Raw genomic sequence first — 13,868 nt, 5'->3', positions numbered from 1 at the left:
AGCTGACACCCTCCCCGTTCAGCCACCCGCTCCCGCACCTGGGAGCACCCTGTCGAAACCTTGAGAAATCGAGCTCCAGAGCCGAGCACTAACCCCCGAAGGACTTGTTCGCGTTGTGCACGTTGTCCTGTTCGGTGTTGTCCGTCATGTTGTTGAACTTCTGGCCGTTCTCGCTGGTCTGCTGCAACGCCTCTTTGAAGGTCTTGCTCAGGTCCCGGAAGTTCGCGAACAGGTGAACACCGTTCTCCTTGACGCTGTCGGTGATGTCTCCCTCGCTGCCCGACGCCGCCATCGTCTCGGCCTCCAGGCGGTCCGCGTAGGAGATGAACTTCTCCATGTCGGCGGTCGCCTCGCCGAGCATCGGGAAGTCCTTCCTGAGCTGCTCGGTGACGACGAACTTACTTCCCATTGCCGCGCTCCGGGTTCAGCGAGTCGGTGACGTCCTTCTGCATCTCCATCAGCGGCGCCAGGAACTCGCTGAAGGGCGACGCGCCGCCCAGCGATTCGCGCAGGTCGGCGATGTCGCCCAGCTGCGGCGCCATGGTCTCGTTGACCTGGTGGAGCATGTCGGCGCGGGCCTGCTCCACGACCTTCACGACGGCGTCGGCGAGCTCGGCCCGGGCCATCGTCCGGTACCGGTCGTCGTGGAACTCCAGTTTGGACAGTTCGCCGCCGGCCTTGACGGTGGCGCTGACCATCCGGTCCTTGGCGCGGGCCGTGGCGGTGCGGCTGAGCAGGTCCTGCTCGGCCTTGCGCATCTCCTGCTGCTTCTCGGTGATCTGCGCGAGCGCCTGTTCCATCTGCGCCTGCAGGTTGCCGAAGTTCACGGTATGCCTCCCATCACGCGTTCAGCGGCCGATGGCGGTGGTGAAACCGCCTTGGCTGCCCCATTTCTCCGGGTCCTCCGTCAGCCAGGTGTTGCGCTGCCGCTCCTTCTCCTGTCCGCCGGCGGCCCCACCGCCGCCCATCGGCGGTGGCATGACCGGAGACTGCCCGTTCGCGCCGCCGCGCCCCCTCGGCCCGGTCTCGGTGTCCGGCGTCGACGGCTTGCGCAGCGTGTCGTCCAGAGCGGAGCTGTTCGTCGTCGAACGCTTCGCCGGATCGCCGATCTCCGGAGGACCGACGGGCCCGACGGTCTTCGACCCGAACGGGCCGTTCAGCGGAATCCTGTTCTTGAACGGCCCGCCCGCCGGATCGACGGCACCCAGGAACTTGCCGTTGGGACCGAGGACGTGGTTGCCCTTCGGGTCGAGGACCTGGCCGTGCGGGTTGACGGAGGATCCGTACGGGCCGTAGAGCGGCCTGCCGTCCGGGCCGGTGGCGAACGACCCATCGGGGTTGCGCAGCATCTGGTTCGGCCGGATCGCGGAGTCCGGGTCCACCTTGATCGGCTTGCCGTCCGACCCGGTGAGCAGCGTGCCGTCCGGCTTGGTGATGGTGCCGTCGACGTTGATCTTCGAGCCGTTCGGCACCGTCAGCGGGGTGCCGTCCGGCCCGCGCGCCACCGAGCCGTCCGGGTTGAAGACGGAGCTCTGCCCGCCCGGGTTGTCCGGGTCGTACGTCGTGCCGCCGAGCGGGTTGTTGTTGCCGAAGCCCAACGATCCGGGGCCGGTGAAGTACGACGGTGGCGGGACGTTCTTGTCCTCGTTCAGCGAGTTGGTGCCGGTGCCGTCGCCGCCGGTCAGGTTCTGGGTGAGCTCCTTGTTCTGGTCCTCGACCTCGTCGAGGTTGTCCAGGTCCTGGGAATCGGAGTCGTCCCCGGGCTTCTCGTCGCCACCCGGTCCGTTCCCGTCCGGCGTGAGGTTGGTCTTGTTCAGCTCGTCCTGCTGCTGCTTTTCGAGATCGTCCTGCTGCTGCTTGTAGTCGTCCTGCTGCTGCTTCTGGAAGTCGCCCTGCTGCTTCAGGTTGTCCTGCTGCAGCTTCTGGTTGTCCTCCTGCATCTGCTGCAGCTTCTGCTTGAAGTCGTCGTCCGCGCCGCCGCCCGAGGCCGGCTGGTACGTGGCGGTGATCTGGCCCATCCGGACGTTGGGGAACCCCCGCGGGATGTGCTCGAACTTGCCGTTGGCCGTGCCCATGGCCTGCACGGCCGGGGTGTCGAGCTGCTGGACGAAATCCGAGTTCCACAGGTCCTTGGCCGCCCGGTCGAGCTTCTTCTTGAACTCCTCCGACTCGACCGACACGTCGGAACCGCCGGCGGTGATCTTCCTGACCTCACCGGAGGAGGAGTAGGTCATCATGAGGTTCATGCTCCGCAGTGCCTCGGCCACTGCCATCCGGGGGCTGCTCAGCGAGAACGCCTCTTTGTTCTCGAGATCCGGGCGCCAGGCGGTGAAGGCGTTGAGCAGCTGGAGGGCGTACTGCGACAGGGTGTCCTTGGCGGTCTGCAGCTGTTGGATCATCCTGGGGTTGGCGACGTCTTCGCCGAATCGCCGCAGCTTCTTGACCGCGTCCTCCAGCTTGCTCTGGTAGGTCTTGGCCGCCTCACCGGAGAAGCCCTGACCCGAGCCGACCGACTTCGCCTGGGCCTCGAAGTCGGCGGCCCACTGGTTGATCGCGGTCTGGGTGTCCTGCAGCTGCTTGACGTAGAAGTCGACGCTCGGCTGGCTGGCGACGACCTGGTTCCCGGCCGTGTTCTCGAACGGGGCGATGGTCGCCACCGGGTCCAGGATTTCCTTGCCCTGCGCGAGGATCTGGCTCCAGGTGCTCCCCGCGCCGAACTGCGAGTAGTCGAGGTTCACCCCGATGTAGAGGTAACCGTAGGACGATCCCTGTGCGCCTTGGTCGGCCCCGACCTCGAGCGCCGACGACTCGAACTTGAACTTCAGGTACACGTCCCAGGTGTTCGCGGGGTCACCCGGCATCTTGTCGCCCAGCGTTCTGCTGCCCCCGCGAGCCTGCTGCAGGTAGTCGACGGTGGAGATCCAGGACGGCGAGTCGTTCCCGGCGAAGGCGTCGCGGTCGGCGACCTTGAAGTGACTGGGCACGAGGGCCTGGAGCGCTTGTTCCCAAGCAGCCGACATTTCCGCTCACTCTCCTACTACGTGCCCACGGTCGCCGACCGCGACGATTGCCAACCGACCGGACCAGCGGTCAGAAGGAGTTCTCCGATTTCTTGGTGTTCTCGTCCTCGGTCTTGTTGACCGTGGCCTGCAGCTTTTCCAGCTCATCGACCCAGCTCGGCATCCAGTCCTTGACGAGCGTCTGGAGCTGGTTGTCGATGTTTCCGGCGAACTCCCCGGCCCGCTGCGTCAGGGTCTGCGCCTGCGGCAGGAGACCGACCAACAACTTGCTGTAGCCGTTGCCGGTCTTGCCGCCGTCCAGATCCTTGCTGTTCTGGGCGAACGTCGAGAGGTTCTTCATCGGGGTGGAGTTCATCCACTCCGTGTAGAACTTGTCGAGGAAGGTCTTCTGGTCGCCGATCGCCGCGTCTGTGATCTCGAGCTTGTTGGTGTCGCTGTTCGTCATGACACTTCACCTCGCCGTCATCACATGAAGTACTGGGCGGCGACCTTGTCGACGTCCTTGTACGCCTCGGTGACGTTGTCGAGGAGCCCCGAGCCCTCGTGGAACTGCTGGATCATGTTCTTCTGCTCGGTGTCGATCATCTGCTGCGCGCTCTGCCACGAGTCCTTCCAGTGACCGGACAGCGCGGGGTCCTGGATGATCCGGTTGACGATTCGCTGGATCTCGTCGATGTGCTCGTTCAGCGTCTCGGTCTGCTTGTACATCATCGCGACCAAGGCGGTGGATTCGTTCTTGTCGACTTGGAGATCAACCATTTCGGTTCCTCACAGGTATTCGGCTCGGAGCGGATCAGTTGTGCGACTGGCTCAGGACGCTGTAGATGCCCTGTCCGAACTTGGCGGCCTTGCTCTGGTTGTCCTCTTCCGCCGCCTGGATCTGCTTCTTGGCGGCACCGAGGTTGTTGATGACCTCGTCGACCTTCGCCTTGATCTTGTTGTAGCTCTGGGTCCACGCCTCGATCTGCGTGCCGAACGTCCGGCCCGCCGAGGACTGCATGTAGCCCTGCAGCTGCTGGTTCATCTGCTGGACGCTCTTGGCGGCCTGATCCATCGAGTCGACGTGCTTGACCAGGCTGCTGGTCAGTTGTTGCTGCTTCGCCTCATCGTGCGCAAGGCTGTTGGGCGAGCTCACCGATTCCTCCAAGGTTTTCGAAGCCTCTGGCAATCACGAAACTAAGACCACCGACCCGCGCCAACCACATCCCAGAACAGGGACATAGCAGGGGATTCAGCACTGCGGGGCGGCCGGGACCTGCGGGATGGTGGTCGCCGGGAGGCCGGCCTTGGCCGGGTCCAGGGCGGGGCCGGTGGGCAGCTGGTCGACGAGCATCGACGGCATCCCCACCGGATTCGCCGGGTATCCGAGCGCGGTCGCCACGTCCACCGACGGCACCGGGTATTTGACGCCGTTGTCGGCCACCAGGTACATCGTCGGAGCCTGGGCGCCGCCCATGGGTGCGGCGGCGACGAGAACGCCGCTGCCGGGCTGCAGCGCCACCCGGTCCGGCCGGGAGCAGGTCAGCGTGACCCCCGGCTGCGCCTGCACCGGGTTCGCGGTGTCCGTGATCTCCTTGGGCACCAAGGACATGCCCCGCACCACCGGAGGGCCGGCGGCGGTGGAGACGCACAGGGCCTGCTCGTCGTCGTCCGGCACCAGTTGCGGCGGCGTCTCCGGGAACGCGCCGTCGCGCGTCAGCTCGTCCTTCGCCGCGGCCGGGGCCGAGTGCGCCGTGATGTCGCTCGCGCCGATCCGCCGCGGCTCCACCGGCTTCCCGCCGTAGGCGACCTGCTGCGTCCGCGGGTCGCCCCGCAGCAGCTTGAACAGCGTGTCGGTGAGCGGCACCAGCCCGGCCTGGGTCAGCAGGTAGGGCTTGTTGGCGGCATCGAGGAACAGCTGCCCGACGACGCTCGGCGCCCCGCTGAGCTGCGGTCCTGCGGTGCCGCGACCGGCCACCTCCGGCGCCACCAGGTCCGGCCCGGACGGCAGCGCGTTGAGGAACCCGGCGGGCACCTTGATCGGGTCGGTGGTGCTGTAGCCGAGCGCGGCGGGGCCGGCGGTCTGGGTGTCCATCCGGAACTTCTGCCACTTCCAGGCGAGGAACACCGTGCCGTCGGGCCCGGCGACCAGGGCACCGTCCTCATCGGTCACCGGCTCGCCACCGGCCTCGCCGACGAGCATCGTGAAGTCCCGCCTGCCGCCACCGGTGGGCGCGGCGCAGGTCAGCCACGGATCGGTGCTCAGCGCGGCGGCCGACGGCAGCCCGTCCGGCGCGCCGGGAATCCCGATCGGCGCCCCGCGCGGCGTGCCGAGCAGCGAGTTCTCGGTGACGGTGTGCACCGACAGGTCGGCGCCCGCGATGAGCCGGGCGGACGCCTGGTTGAGCACCGGGTGCAGCTCGCCGTTGAGGAACAGCCAGCGCGCGCCGCTCTCCTTCTCCACGACGAGCGCGCCCGGCACCTTCCAGGCCGTGGCACCGCCCTTGTTGATCATTCCGAACAGGAACGTCCCGATCCCGATCAGGACCGCGACGATGATGCCGATGGCCAAGCCGCGCGACGTTCGCCGCTGCGGCGTGTCTGAAATATCCGGATCGGCCCGCAGCATTCCCGCGCTGAGCCGCCCCATGACGAACATGTGCGCCTGAACCTGATCCCGCCGCGACTGCACACTCCCACGCCCTCTGCTGCGAAGAACCCATCAACTCAAACCGTTCACCGAGGTCCGCGACCATCCGAACGGGTGAACTCCAACGCAATTTCAATGGAAATCGAAGGTCCGATTTCCATTGAAATTGCGGACCAACACACCCCTAGCCGTTGATCGCGCGGATGAGGCCGAAGACTCCTAGCACCGTCAGCATCAGGGGGAGGAGGCTCACCGCCAAGAGCACGTGCAGGATGTCTGCGGCCCGTCCCCAATACGGGACCATGCGCTTGCCCGGCACGACCCAGCCCGCGACCATCAGCGCCACACCGAGCAGCGCCACGCCGACGAACAGCAGCAACCGTCCGAAGAGGTCCTGCTGCGCGAGCACCAGGACCAGCACGGTGCAGCCGAAGGCGCCGGGGATCACCACCGAGAGCCGGTGCCAGATCCCGCCCACGTCGCGGCCGTGCAGCAACAGCACCGCGCTGAGCACGCCGGCCATCGTGTACGTGGACCAGTCCGGCTCGGTGAGCAGGCCGGTGATGGCCGCCGCGCAGACCAGCCCGACCGCCAGGTACAGGGCGGTCATGTAGTTGTCGGCGATTTCGGTGCGGTCGAGCACGTTCCGGCTCGGGTGCGACTCGATGCCTTCCTGCAGCTGCTCGGAGTTCGTCGGCAGCGGCGGCATTCGCAGCCCCGCGACGCGGAACGCGAGTCCGGGGATGAAGGCACCGAAGATGACCGCGATGACGGCCGTCGCGGCCATCGCCTCCGCCATCGAACCGGTGAGCAGCATCAACAGCGCGGTCACCACGCCGAAGACGCACACCACCAGCACGCCCAGGAACGCGTGCGCGTGCGTGCCGGACGCCGCCAGCGCCAGGACCGCACCACCGGCGGCGGTCGCCGAGGCCGCGAGCAGCGCCGCCATCCCGGAAGCCTCCGGGCCGGGCGCGAGGAACCCGGCGAGCGCCAGGAACGGCACCGCCGCAATGCCGAAAGCGGTGCCCGCGAACGCATCGCCGACGGCCCGCGAAGCCGAACCGGCCGCCGCCAGCAGCAGCAGCGAGACGACGCCCGCGGCCACCGATCGCACCAGCGAGTCGCCGGGCAGCAACAGGCCGAGCCAGATGATCCCGGCCACCACCAGCGTCAACGCGTGCAGCAGCCGCTTGGTCCCGGTCGCCGTCCAGGACCCGGCGCGCTCCTGCATCCCGGAGGCGATGCCGTCGACGAGGTCGTCGAAGTGCACCGCGGGCATGGCTTCCTGCCGGGAGCGGAGGTAGAGCGTCTGCCCGTCGTGCAGCCCGAGGGCTTCCGGGGTCGCCTCCTCGTCCAGCGGCTCGCCACCGACCTCCTGCAGCAGCCAGCCACCGTGGTCCAGGCCGGCTTCTTCCACCTGCGAGCCCGCATAGCTGATGATGGTCGGCATCAGGTCGATCAGCGGAACATCGGTCGGTACCGCGAGATCGAAGTTTCGATCAGGTGCCCGGATGGACAAACGGCACAGTCCCGCAACTGCGCTAGTGCTCACGCCGGTTCACGCTCCCTTTCCGGAGGTTTTCGCTTCAACGGCAACGTCGGGCACCGGACCCATGCTTCGGTGCCCGACGTCGTCGAGAACCGCCTCGAACACCGGGGGACAGTTGCGTCCGAGACTGGAGCGACGACGCTGGCAGGTTCGCGATGACGAAGCGCGCCGCCGTCCTGGCAAAACCATAAAGCGGAATTCGGTATTAGTGCTGTCGCCGATTTACGTGACCTGAAAATCCCGGTCCCCGGTGGAAGTCTGCCGGAGTCGCAAGTTTTCCCGAGCGGGAAGGGAAATCGCGTGAGCGTCACGCTGTTCCGTCGCCTTGAGCGGCAATCGGGGCCACCGATGCCGACTGGCGAGCTCACCCTCCAAGAACCACCGGAGCTGCCCGAGAAGCAGAGCGGGTTCTCCGGGATGATCACCTATCTGCCGATGGCGCTGAGCTCGCTGGCGATGGTGATGATCTTCCTCCGCCCCGGCATGGGCGGCGGCGGCGAGATCATGTACTTCGCCATGGGCATGATGGTGCTGGCCGCGCTCGGCATGCTCGCGGCGAACTTCCTGCGCGCCGCCTCGGAACGCAAGCAGCAGGTGACCGGCGCGCGCCGCGACTACCTCCGCTACCTGGGCCAGATCCGCCGCCAGGTGCGCAAGACGGTCGTGGAGCAGCGCCGCGCCCAGACCTGGCGGCACCCGGAGCCGACCGCCGCGTGGTCGCTGGTCGGCACCTCCCGGTTGTGGGAGGTGCGCCCCGAGCACCCGGACTTCGGCGAGGTCCGCATCGCGGTCGGCGAGCAGCAGCTCGGCACCCGGATCACCGAGATCAACACCAAGCCGGTCGAAGATCTCGAACCGCTGTCCGCGCACGCGCTGCGCCGGTTCATCCGCGCCTACGGCACGGTGCCCGACCAGCCGGTGCCGCTCTACCTGCGCGCCTACGCCCGGGTTCTGCTGCGCGGCGACGTCGACGTCGCCCGCGCCATGGTCCGCTCGATGATCACGCAGCTGGCGGTGCTGCACGCACCGCAGGACCTGCGGATCGTGATCCTCGGCCGGGAGCTGGACCACTGGCAGTGGACGAAGTGGCTGCCGCACTGCCTGCACCCGACCGAGACCGACGGCGCGGGCCCGGTCCGGCTGGTCGCCGAAACCGCCGGTGAGCTGGAAGGCCTGCTCGGCGAGGAGATCGCCGGGCGGCCGTACTTCGAACGCGACGCCCAGGTCGGGCAGGGCGAGCCGTACGTGCTGGTCGTCCTGGACGGCGCGCAGACCGCACCCAACAGCCGGCTGGCGACCAGCGGCTACCGCAACGTCACCGTCATCGACCTCGGTTCCGCCCTGGACTGGCAGACCGATCCCCGCACCCTGCTCATGCGCGTTTCCCCCGACAACGCCGAGCTGGTGCGAATCGGGCGGGCGGGCAAGGAAGACCACTCCCCGATCGGCCGACCGGATGCGCTCAGCCTCCTTCGCGCCGAGTCCCTTGCCCGCCTGCTCTCCCCCTACCGGCTGGCCATCTCCACCGACACCACCGAGCCGCTGACCTCCGACTTCGAGCTGACCACCCTGCTCAACATCAACGACCTGCACGGTTTCGACGTGGCCAAGCTGCAGGCCCAGCGGAAGTCGGGCAACGCCCGGCTGCGGGTGCCGATCGGCGTCACCGGCGACGGCACGCCGATCGAGCTGGACATCAAGGAGTCCGCGCAGGGCGGCCAGGGCCCGCACGGCATGCTCATCGGCGCCACCGGTTCCGGCAAGTCCGAGCTGCTGCGCACCCTCGTGCTGGCGCTCGCGCTGACGCACTCGTCGGAGACCCTGAACTTCGTGCTCGTCGACTTCAAGGGTGGCGCGACGTTCCTCGGCCTGGACGAGCTGCCGCACACCTCGGCGGTCATCACCAACCTCGCCGACGAGGCGTCGCTGGTGGAGCGCATGAAGGACGCCCTGCACGGCGAGCTGATCCGCCGCCAGGAGCTGCTGCGCAAGGCCGGGAACTTCAGCTCCGCCACCGAGTACGAGAAGGCGCGCGCCGACGGCGCCGACCTGGATCCGCTGCCGACGTTGTTCGTGGTGGTCGACGAGTTCAGCGAGCTGCTGGCCGCGCACCGCGAGTTCATGGACCTGTTCGTGATGATCGGCCGCCTCGGCCGAAGCCTCTCGGTGCACCTGCTGCTGGCCTCGCAGCGCCTCGACGAGGGCCGCATGCACCAGCTCGAATCGCACCTGTCCTACCGGATCGGTCTGCGCACCTTCTCCGCCATGGAAAGCCGTGGCGTGCTTGGTGTTCCGGACGCGCACCAGCTGCCGTCGCAGCCCGGCGCCGGCTACCTCAAGACCGGTGTGGACAGTCTGACCCGGTTCAAGGCCGCCTACGTGTCGGGCACCTACCGGCAGGCCCGGCGCGAGGTCCGGCAGTCCGTGGTGGAGCGGCAGATCGTCCCGTTCAGCACCTCCTACATCCCGCCGCGCGAACTGCCCGTGGCCCACGAACCCGAGGAGCAGCAGGACGAGGGCGGCGCATCGCTGCTGGAGACCGCCGTGCAGCGGCTGGCCGACGAGGGCGGCCGGCCCGCGCACCGCGTGTGGCTGCCGCCGCTGGACGCCTCGCCGACGCTGGAGGAGATGCTGCCGCAGCTGACGATCGACCCGGCCCGCGGGCTGAACACGGTCGATGCCGCGCAGCGCAACCTGCAGGTGCAGGTCGGCGTGATCGACCGACCCTTCGAGCAGCAGCGCGAACCGCTGCTGGCCGACCTCTCCGGCGCGGGCGGGCACGTGTTCATCGCGGGCGGCCCGCAGAGCGGTAAATCCACGTTGCTGGCCACCCTGATCACCGGGCTCGCGCTCACCCGCACCCCGCGCGAAGTGCAGTTCTACGGCCTGGACTTCGGCGGCGGCACGCTGTCGTCGCTGAGCGGGCTGCCGCACGTCGGCGGCGTCACCGGCCGGCTCGACACCGAGCGCATGATGCGCACCATCAACCAGGTCACCGCCCTGCTGGAGGACCGCGAACAGCGCTTCGCCCAGCTCGGCGTGGACTCGATGGCCACCTACCGGCGGCGGCGCGCGGCGGGCGAGCTCGCCGACGAGGAGTACGGCGACGTGTTCCTGGTGGTGGACGGCTGGGGCACGATCCGCCAGGACTTCATGGACCTGGTGCCGCAGTTCGCCCTGCTCGCGTCGCGCGGCCTGAACTACGGCATCCACCTGATCATCACCGCGACCCGCGCCGGCGAGGTCACCGGCGGCCTGCGCGACCAGCTCGGCACCCGGTTCGAGCTGCGGCTGGGCGACCCGGTCGAGTCGACGATCAACATGCGGGCCGCGGCGACGGTGCCGAAGATCCCCGGTCGCGGCCTGACCGAGGACCGGGCCCACTTCCTGGCCGGCCTGCCGCGCCTCGACGGCGCCGGCGACACCTCCGAGGGCACCCAGGAGCTGATCTCGACGATCGCATCGTCGTGGAACGGCCCGGCCGCGCCGCAGGTGAAGATGCTGCCGCCGGTCCTCGACGTCGCCGAACTCCCGGCGCCGCGCGGCCGTCTGCAGATCCCGCTGGGCCTGTCCGGCGACGACATCGAGCCGCTGTGGCACGACTTCACCGAGCACCCGCACCTCATCGTCGCCGGTGACGACTCGACGGGTAAGACGAACCTGCTGCAGCACATCGCCCGCTCTATCACCAGGCAGTACACCCCGGACCAGGCCCGGATCACGCTGGTGGACTTCCGCCGCGAGCTGTTCGACACCGTGCCGGAGGAGTACCGGCTCGGCTACGCGGTGTCGAAGGACATCGTGCGGGAGGCGGTGGCGGGTTCGTCGCGGGCGATGCGGGAACGCGTGCCCGGCCCGGAGATCAGCCCGGCCCGGCTGAGCAAGCGGGACTGGTGGCACGGCCCGGAGCTGTTCTTCATCGTCGACGACTACGACATGGTGAGCACGGACCCGCACGACAACCCGTTCGTCCCGATCCTGGACTGCCTGGCTCAGGGGCACGAGATCGGCCTGCACGTGATCGTCGCGCGCAGCGCCAACGGCCTGGCCCGCGCCTCCTACGACCCGCTGCTGCGGCGGATGCAGGAGGTGAACACGCCGGCGGTGCTGCTGTCCTGCCCGCCGTCGGAAGGCCCGGTCTTCCACGACGTGCGCCCGCAGAAGCTCCCGACGGGGCGGGCGCAGTACATCACCCGCCGCAAGACGTCCCTGCTGCAGACGCCGCACCTGAAGAACCCGGCATAACGACGCCGGTTCGTGGGGCTCCCAATTTTAGGCAAAATCGGGAGCCCCACTACGTTCCAGGCGTCTCCCGAGGTCCGGAGGGTCCCAATTTTAGGCAAAATTGGAAATCTCTGGCCCGCTCGTCCCGACGTCTCGGCCTGGCGAAGATCGGGGGCGATTCGGTTGCCCGTTCGGGCAGCGGCGCTGGCCGGGCTCCGTACCGGATAGTCTTCGGCTCTGTCGGGATTGAGCGGAGGCGGGCGGTGGACAGCGGACCTTCCGGCGCGGGCCAGGGCGCGGTGCGCCGGCATCGGGTGCTCGTGGTCGAGGACGATCCGATGATGGCCGAGGTCATCGCCAGCTACCTCAACCACGCCGGGATGCTGGTCGCGGTGGCCAGCGACGGCGTCATGGCGCTCGACGGCTTCGCCGCCTTCAACCCGGACCTGGTGATCCTGGACCGGATGCTGCCGCGCCTGGACGGCACGCACGTGTGCCGCAAGCTCCGCGAGCAGAGCTCGGTGCCGATCATCCTGGTCACCGCGCTCGGCGAGCAGGACGACCGGATCCACGGCCTCGAACTCGGCGCGGACGACTACGTCACCAAGCCCTTCAGCCCCCGCGAGCTGGTGCTGCGCGCCCAAGCGCTGCTGCGCCGCTCGGCGCCCGCGCAGCAGGCGCCGCCGGAACCGCCGTCCCACCTCCAGCGGATCGAGGACCTGACGTTCGACCCGACGACCCGCCAGGTCGCCAAGGCGGGCAAACCGCTGCGCTTCACCGGCCGGGAGCGCGACCTGCTGGAGTTCTTCTTCGCGAACCCGGGGACGACGTTCCGCAAGGACGAGCTGATGCAGCGCGTCTGGCAGTGGCAGGTGGGCGACTCGTCGATGGTGAGCGTCTACGTCCGCCGCCTGCGCGAGAAGATCGAAACGGACCCGGCAAACCCGACGATCCTGATCACGGTCTGGGGAGTCGGCTACCGCTTCGGCCCGACCCAGCCATAAGGCGACCTACCAGCGACGAAGCCCCGCGACGAAAGCCGCCCACTGCCCCTGGGAGAACACCAAGGTGCCCCCGTCGCGATCCTTCGTATCCCGCACCCCAACCAGGCCGGGAGCCAAGGCAACCTCGACGCAGTTGCCTTCAACCGCACTGTAGGAAGACTTCAACCAGCCCACCTCAACGCACTCCGACTGGCTCCCGCTGTAGGAGGACTTCGACCAGCCCACCTCCACGCAGTCACCTTCTGCACCGCTGTAAGAGGACTTCCGCCAGCCGGCTAACTCAGGAGTCATGTCGCGCCTCGCTCTCGTACTGCCGCACGTACTGGTTCAGTATCTCCCGCGAAGTAGCCGGGTCGGACGCCTGCGTTTCGAGCAATTTCACTGCATCCAAGAACAAGCTGACGTCTTCAGGCGCATCGATGAACGCACCCGAACGCCGTGCCTCCAGGTACACCACGGGGCGAGACTTGACGAACTCGTACAGCACGAACGCTCCGCTCAGCCCTGCATGCGCACCGAGCGATCGAGCGAGGACCTGCACGGTTACGTTCTCGGCCGCGCTAGCGGAAACGACGTAACGAAGCTGCTCCGCCATGACGCTCGGACCGCCAACAGGCCTCCCGAACGCTGTCTCATCTATGTAGAGGCGCAGCTCGACCGGATCCCGCTGGGTAAGAATGCCCTGCCGCATCTGGCGAATCGCAACGCGTTCCTCAAGTACAGCGTCTTCGACACCGGACGATTCCATGATCTGCCGCGTGTACGCGCGAGTCTGGAGCAAGCCGGGTACCAGGTTCAGCGACACGTTGGTGATGCGCTTGGCTCGCTGCTCCGCGTCGATGAGCGCCGTGAGCTGCTGCGGCAGGTCTCGGCCGAGCTCCCACCATGCGGGTTCGCGGATGTCGCGGGCCATCTTCAGCAGGCGTTCGCGATCTTCGCCCTTCATCCCGAGAACGTCGAGCATCGCTTCGACGTTCTGCACCAGGATTCCGCGTCGCGCGGTTTCGATCCGGCTGACCTTCGCCTCGGACCAGCCCAGCACGCGAGCCAACTCCCGCGCGGTCAAGCCCGCAGCGTTGCGAGCGGCCCGAAGTTCCTTCGCTAGAGCGCGTGCCCGTGGGGTGTCCGACATGGGCACAGCTTACGAGCGCCCTACCACCCGTTTGATCTCCCTCTTTCGTGCAATTGATCACTTTGCCCAACCTCAGGCAAACTTGCCTAAACCGTTCCAGAAAGCGAGGTCTCGATGTCCGACTACTTGACCTACGTCTGGCGCCCGGTCACGGGAGGCCGCCACGCTTTCCCCATCGCAGCAACGAAAACCCCGGCGGGTCTGCCGGCAATGGCGTTCTGCGGAGCAGAAGCGGACGCAGCAGAGCTGCACGACCGCTCCGAAGTGGACTGGATCCGCGAAGACACCTGCATGCACTGCTGGCACG

Annotated in this window: 13 protein-coding genes; 3 read left to right on the top strand and 10 right to left on the bottom strand. The window is 67.9% G+C overall.

The window, feature by feature from the left end:
- Positions 1-88: 88 nt before the first annotated feature.
- The 8 genes from AC07EQ_RS36915 to eccD all read right to left on the bottom strand — a co-directional run bounded on the left by AC07EQ_RS36915 (position 89) and on the right by eccD (position 7,204).
- Complete coding sequence (locus AC07EQ_RS36915; protein WP_478392454.1) at positions 89-409, bottom strand: hypothetical protein; 321 nt, start codon at positions 407-409, stop codon at positions 89-91.
- Positions 399-827, bottom strand: coding sequence for a YbaB/EbfC family nucleoid-associated protein (locus tag AC07EQ_RS36910; RefSeq protein WP_478392453.1), 429 nt, complete (start codon positions 825-827; stop codon positions 399-401). Before AC07EQ_RS36910 ends, AC07EQ_RS36915 begins: the two co-directional genes overlap by 11 nt.
- 21 nt (positions 828-848) lie before the next feature.
- On the bottom strand, positions 849-3,020 hold the full coding sequence (locus AC07EQ_RS36905; RefSeq protein WP_478392452.1) for a hypothetical protein: 2,172 nt from the start codon (positions 3,018-3,020) through the stop codon (positions 849-851).
- A 70-nt stretch (positions 3,021-3,090) separates the two neighbouring features.
- Positions 3,091-3,465 carry a hypothetical protein gene (locus AC07EQ_RS36900; RefSeq protein ID WP_478392451.1) on the bottom strand — a complete coding sequence of 125 codons (375 nt, stop codon included), beginning with the start codon at positions 3,463-3,465 and terminating at the stop codon, positions 3,091-3,093.
- A 20-nt stretch (positions 3,466-3,485) separates the two neighbouring features.
- Positions 3,486-3,779 carry a hypothetical protein gene (locus AC07EQ_RS36895; RefSeq protein WP_478392450.1) on the bottom strand — a complete coding sequence of 98 codons (294 nt, stop codon included), beginning with the start codon at positions 3,777-3,779 and terminating at the stop codon, positions 3,486-3,488.
- Positions 3,780-3,813: 34 nt separating this feature from the next.
- Positions 3,814-4,155, bottom strand: coding sequence for a hypothetical protein (locus AC07EQ_RS36890; RefSeq protein WP_478392449.1), 342 nt, complete (start codon positions 4,153-4,155; stop codon positions 3,814-3,816).
- 96 nt (positions 4,156-4,251) lie between these two features.
- Entirely contained in the window at positions 4,252-5,691 is a 1,440-nt protein-coding gene (gene eccB, locus AC07EQ_RS36885; protein WP_478392448.1) for a type VII secretion protein EccB, read from the bottom strand.
- 142 nt (positions 5,692-5,833) lie between these two features.
- Positions 5,834-7,204: a type VII secretion integral membrane protein EccD gene (eccD, locus tag AC07EQ_RS36880; protein WP_478392447.1), complete on the bottom strand. Its 1,371-nt coding sequence runs from the start codon at positions 7,202-7,204 to the stop codon at positions 5,834-5,836.
- A gap of 345 nt (positions 7,205-7,549) precedes the next feature.
- Between eccD and eccCa the strand changes: the two genes are divergently transcribed.
- Positions 7,550-11,446 (top strand): type VII secretion protein EccCa, encoded by a 3,897-nt coding sequence (eccCa, locus tag AC07EQ_RS36875; protein ID WP_478392446.1) that lies wholly within the window; start codon positions 7,550-7,552, stop codon positions 11,444-11,446.
- 242 nt (positions 11,447-11,688) lie between these two features.
- On the top strand, positions 11,689-12,429 hold the full coding sequence (locus tag AC07EQ_RS36870) for a response regulator transcription factor (RefSeq protein ID WP_478392445.1): 741 nt from the start codon (positions 11,689-11,691) through the stop codon (positions 12,427-12,429).
- A 6-nt stretch (positions 12,430-12,435) separates the two neighbouring features.
- On the opposite strand, the gene AC07EQ_RS36865 is transcribed toward AC07EQ_RS36870, so the two are convergent.
- Both AC07EQ_RS36865 and AC07EQ_RS36860 read right to left on the bottom strand, forming a co-directional pair.
- Positions 12,436-12,720, bottom strand: a complete 285-nt coding sequence (locus AC07EQ_RS36865; RefSeq protein WP_478392444.1) for a DUF397 domain-containing protein — start codon at positions 12,718-12,720, stop codon at positions 12,436-12,438.
- On the bottom strand, positions 12,710-13,561 hold the full coding sequence (locus AC07EQ_RS36860; RefSeq protein ID WP_478392443.1) for a helix-turn-helix domain-containing protein: 852 nt from the start codon (positions 13,559-13,561) through the stop codon (positions 12,710-12,712). Before AC07EQ_RS36860 ends, AC07EQ_RS36865 begins: the two co-directional genes overlap by 11 nt.
- A 114-nt stretch (positions 13,562-13,675) precedes the next feature.
- Between AC07EQ_RS36860 and AC07EQ_RS36855 the strand changes: the two genes are divergently transcribed.
- Positions 13,676-13,868: HC3 family zinc finger protein (locus AC07EQ_RS36855; protein WP_478392442.1), on the top strand; the 193-nt coding region annotated here is incomplete at its 3' end.

It is taken from the genome of Saccharopolyspora sp. NPDC045839 (assembly GCF_056431645.1).
This window is presented reverse-complemented; position numbering and strand designations above follow the sequence as displayed.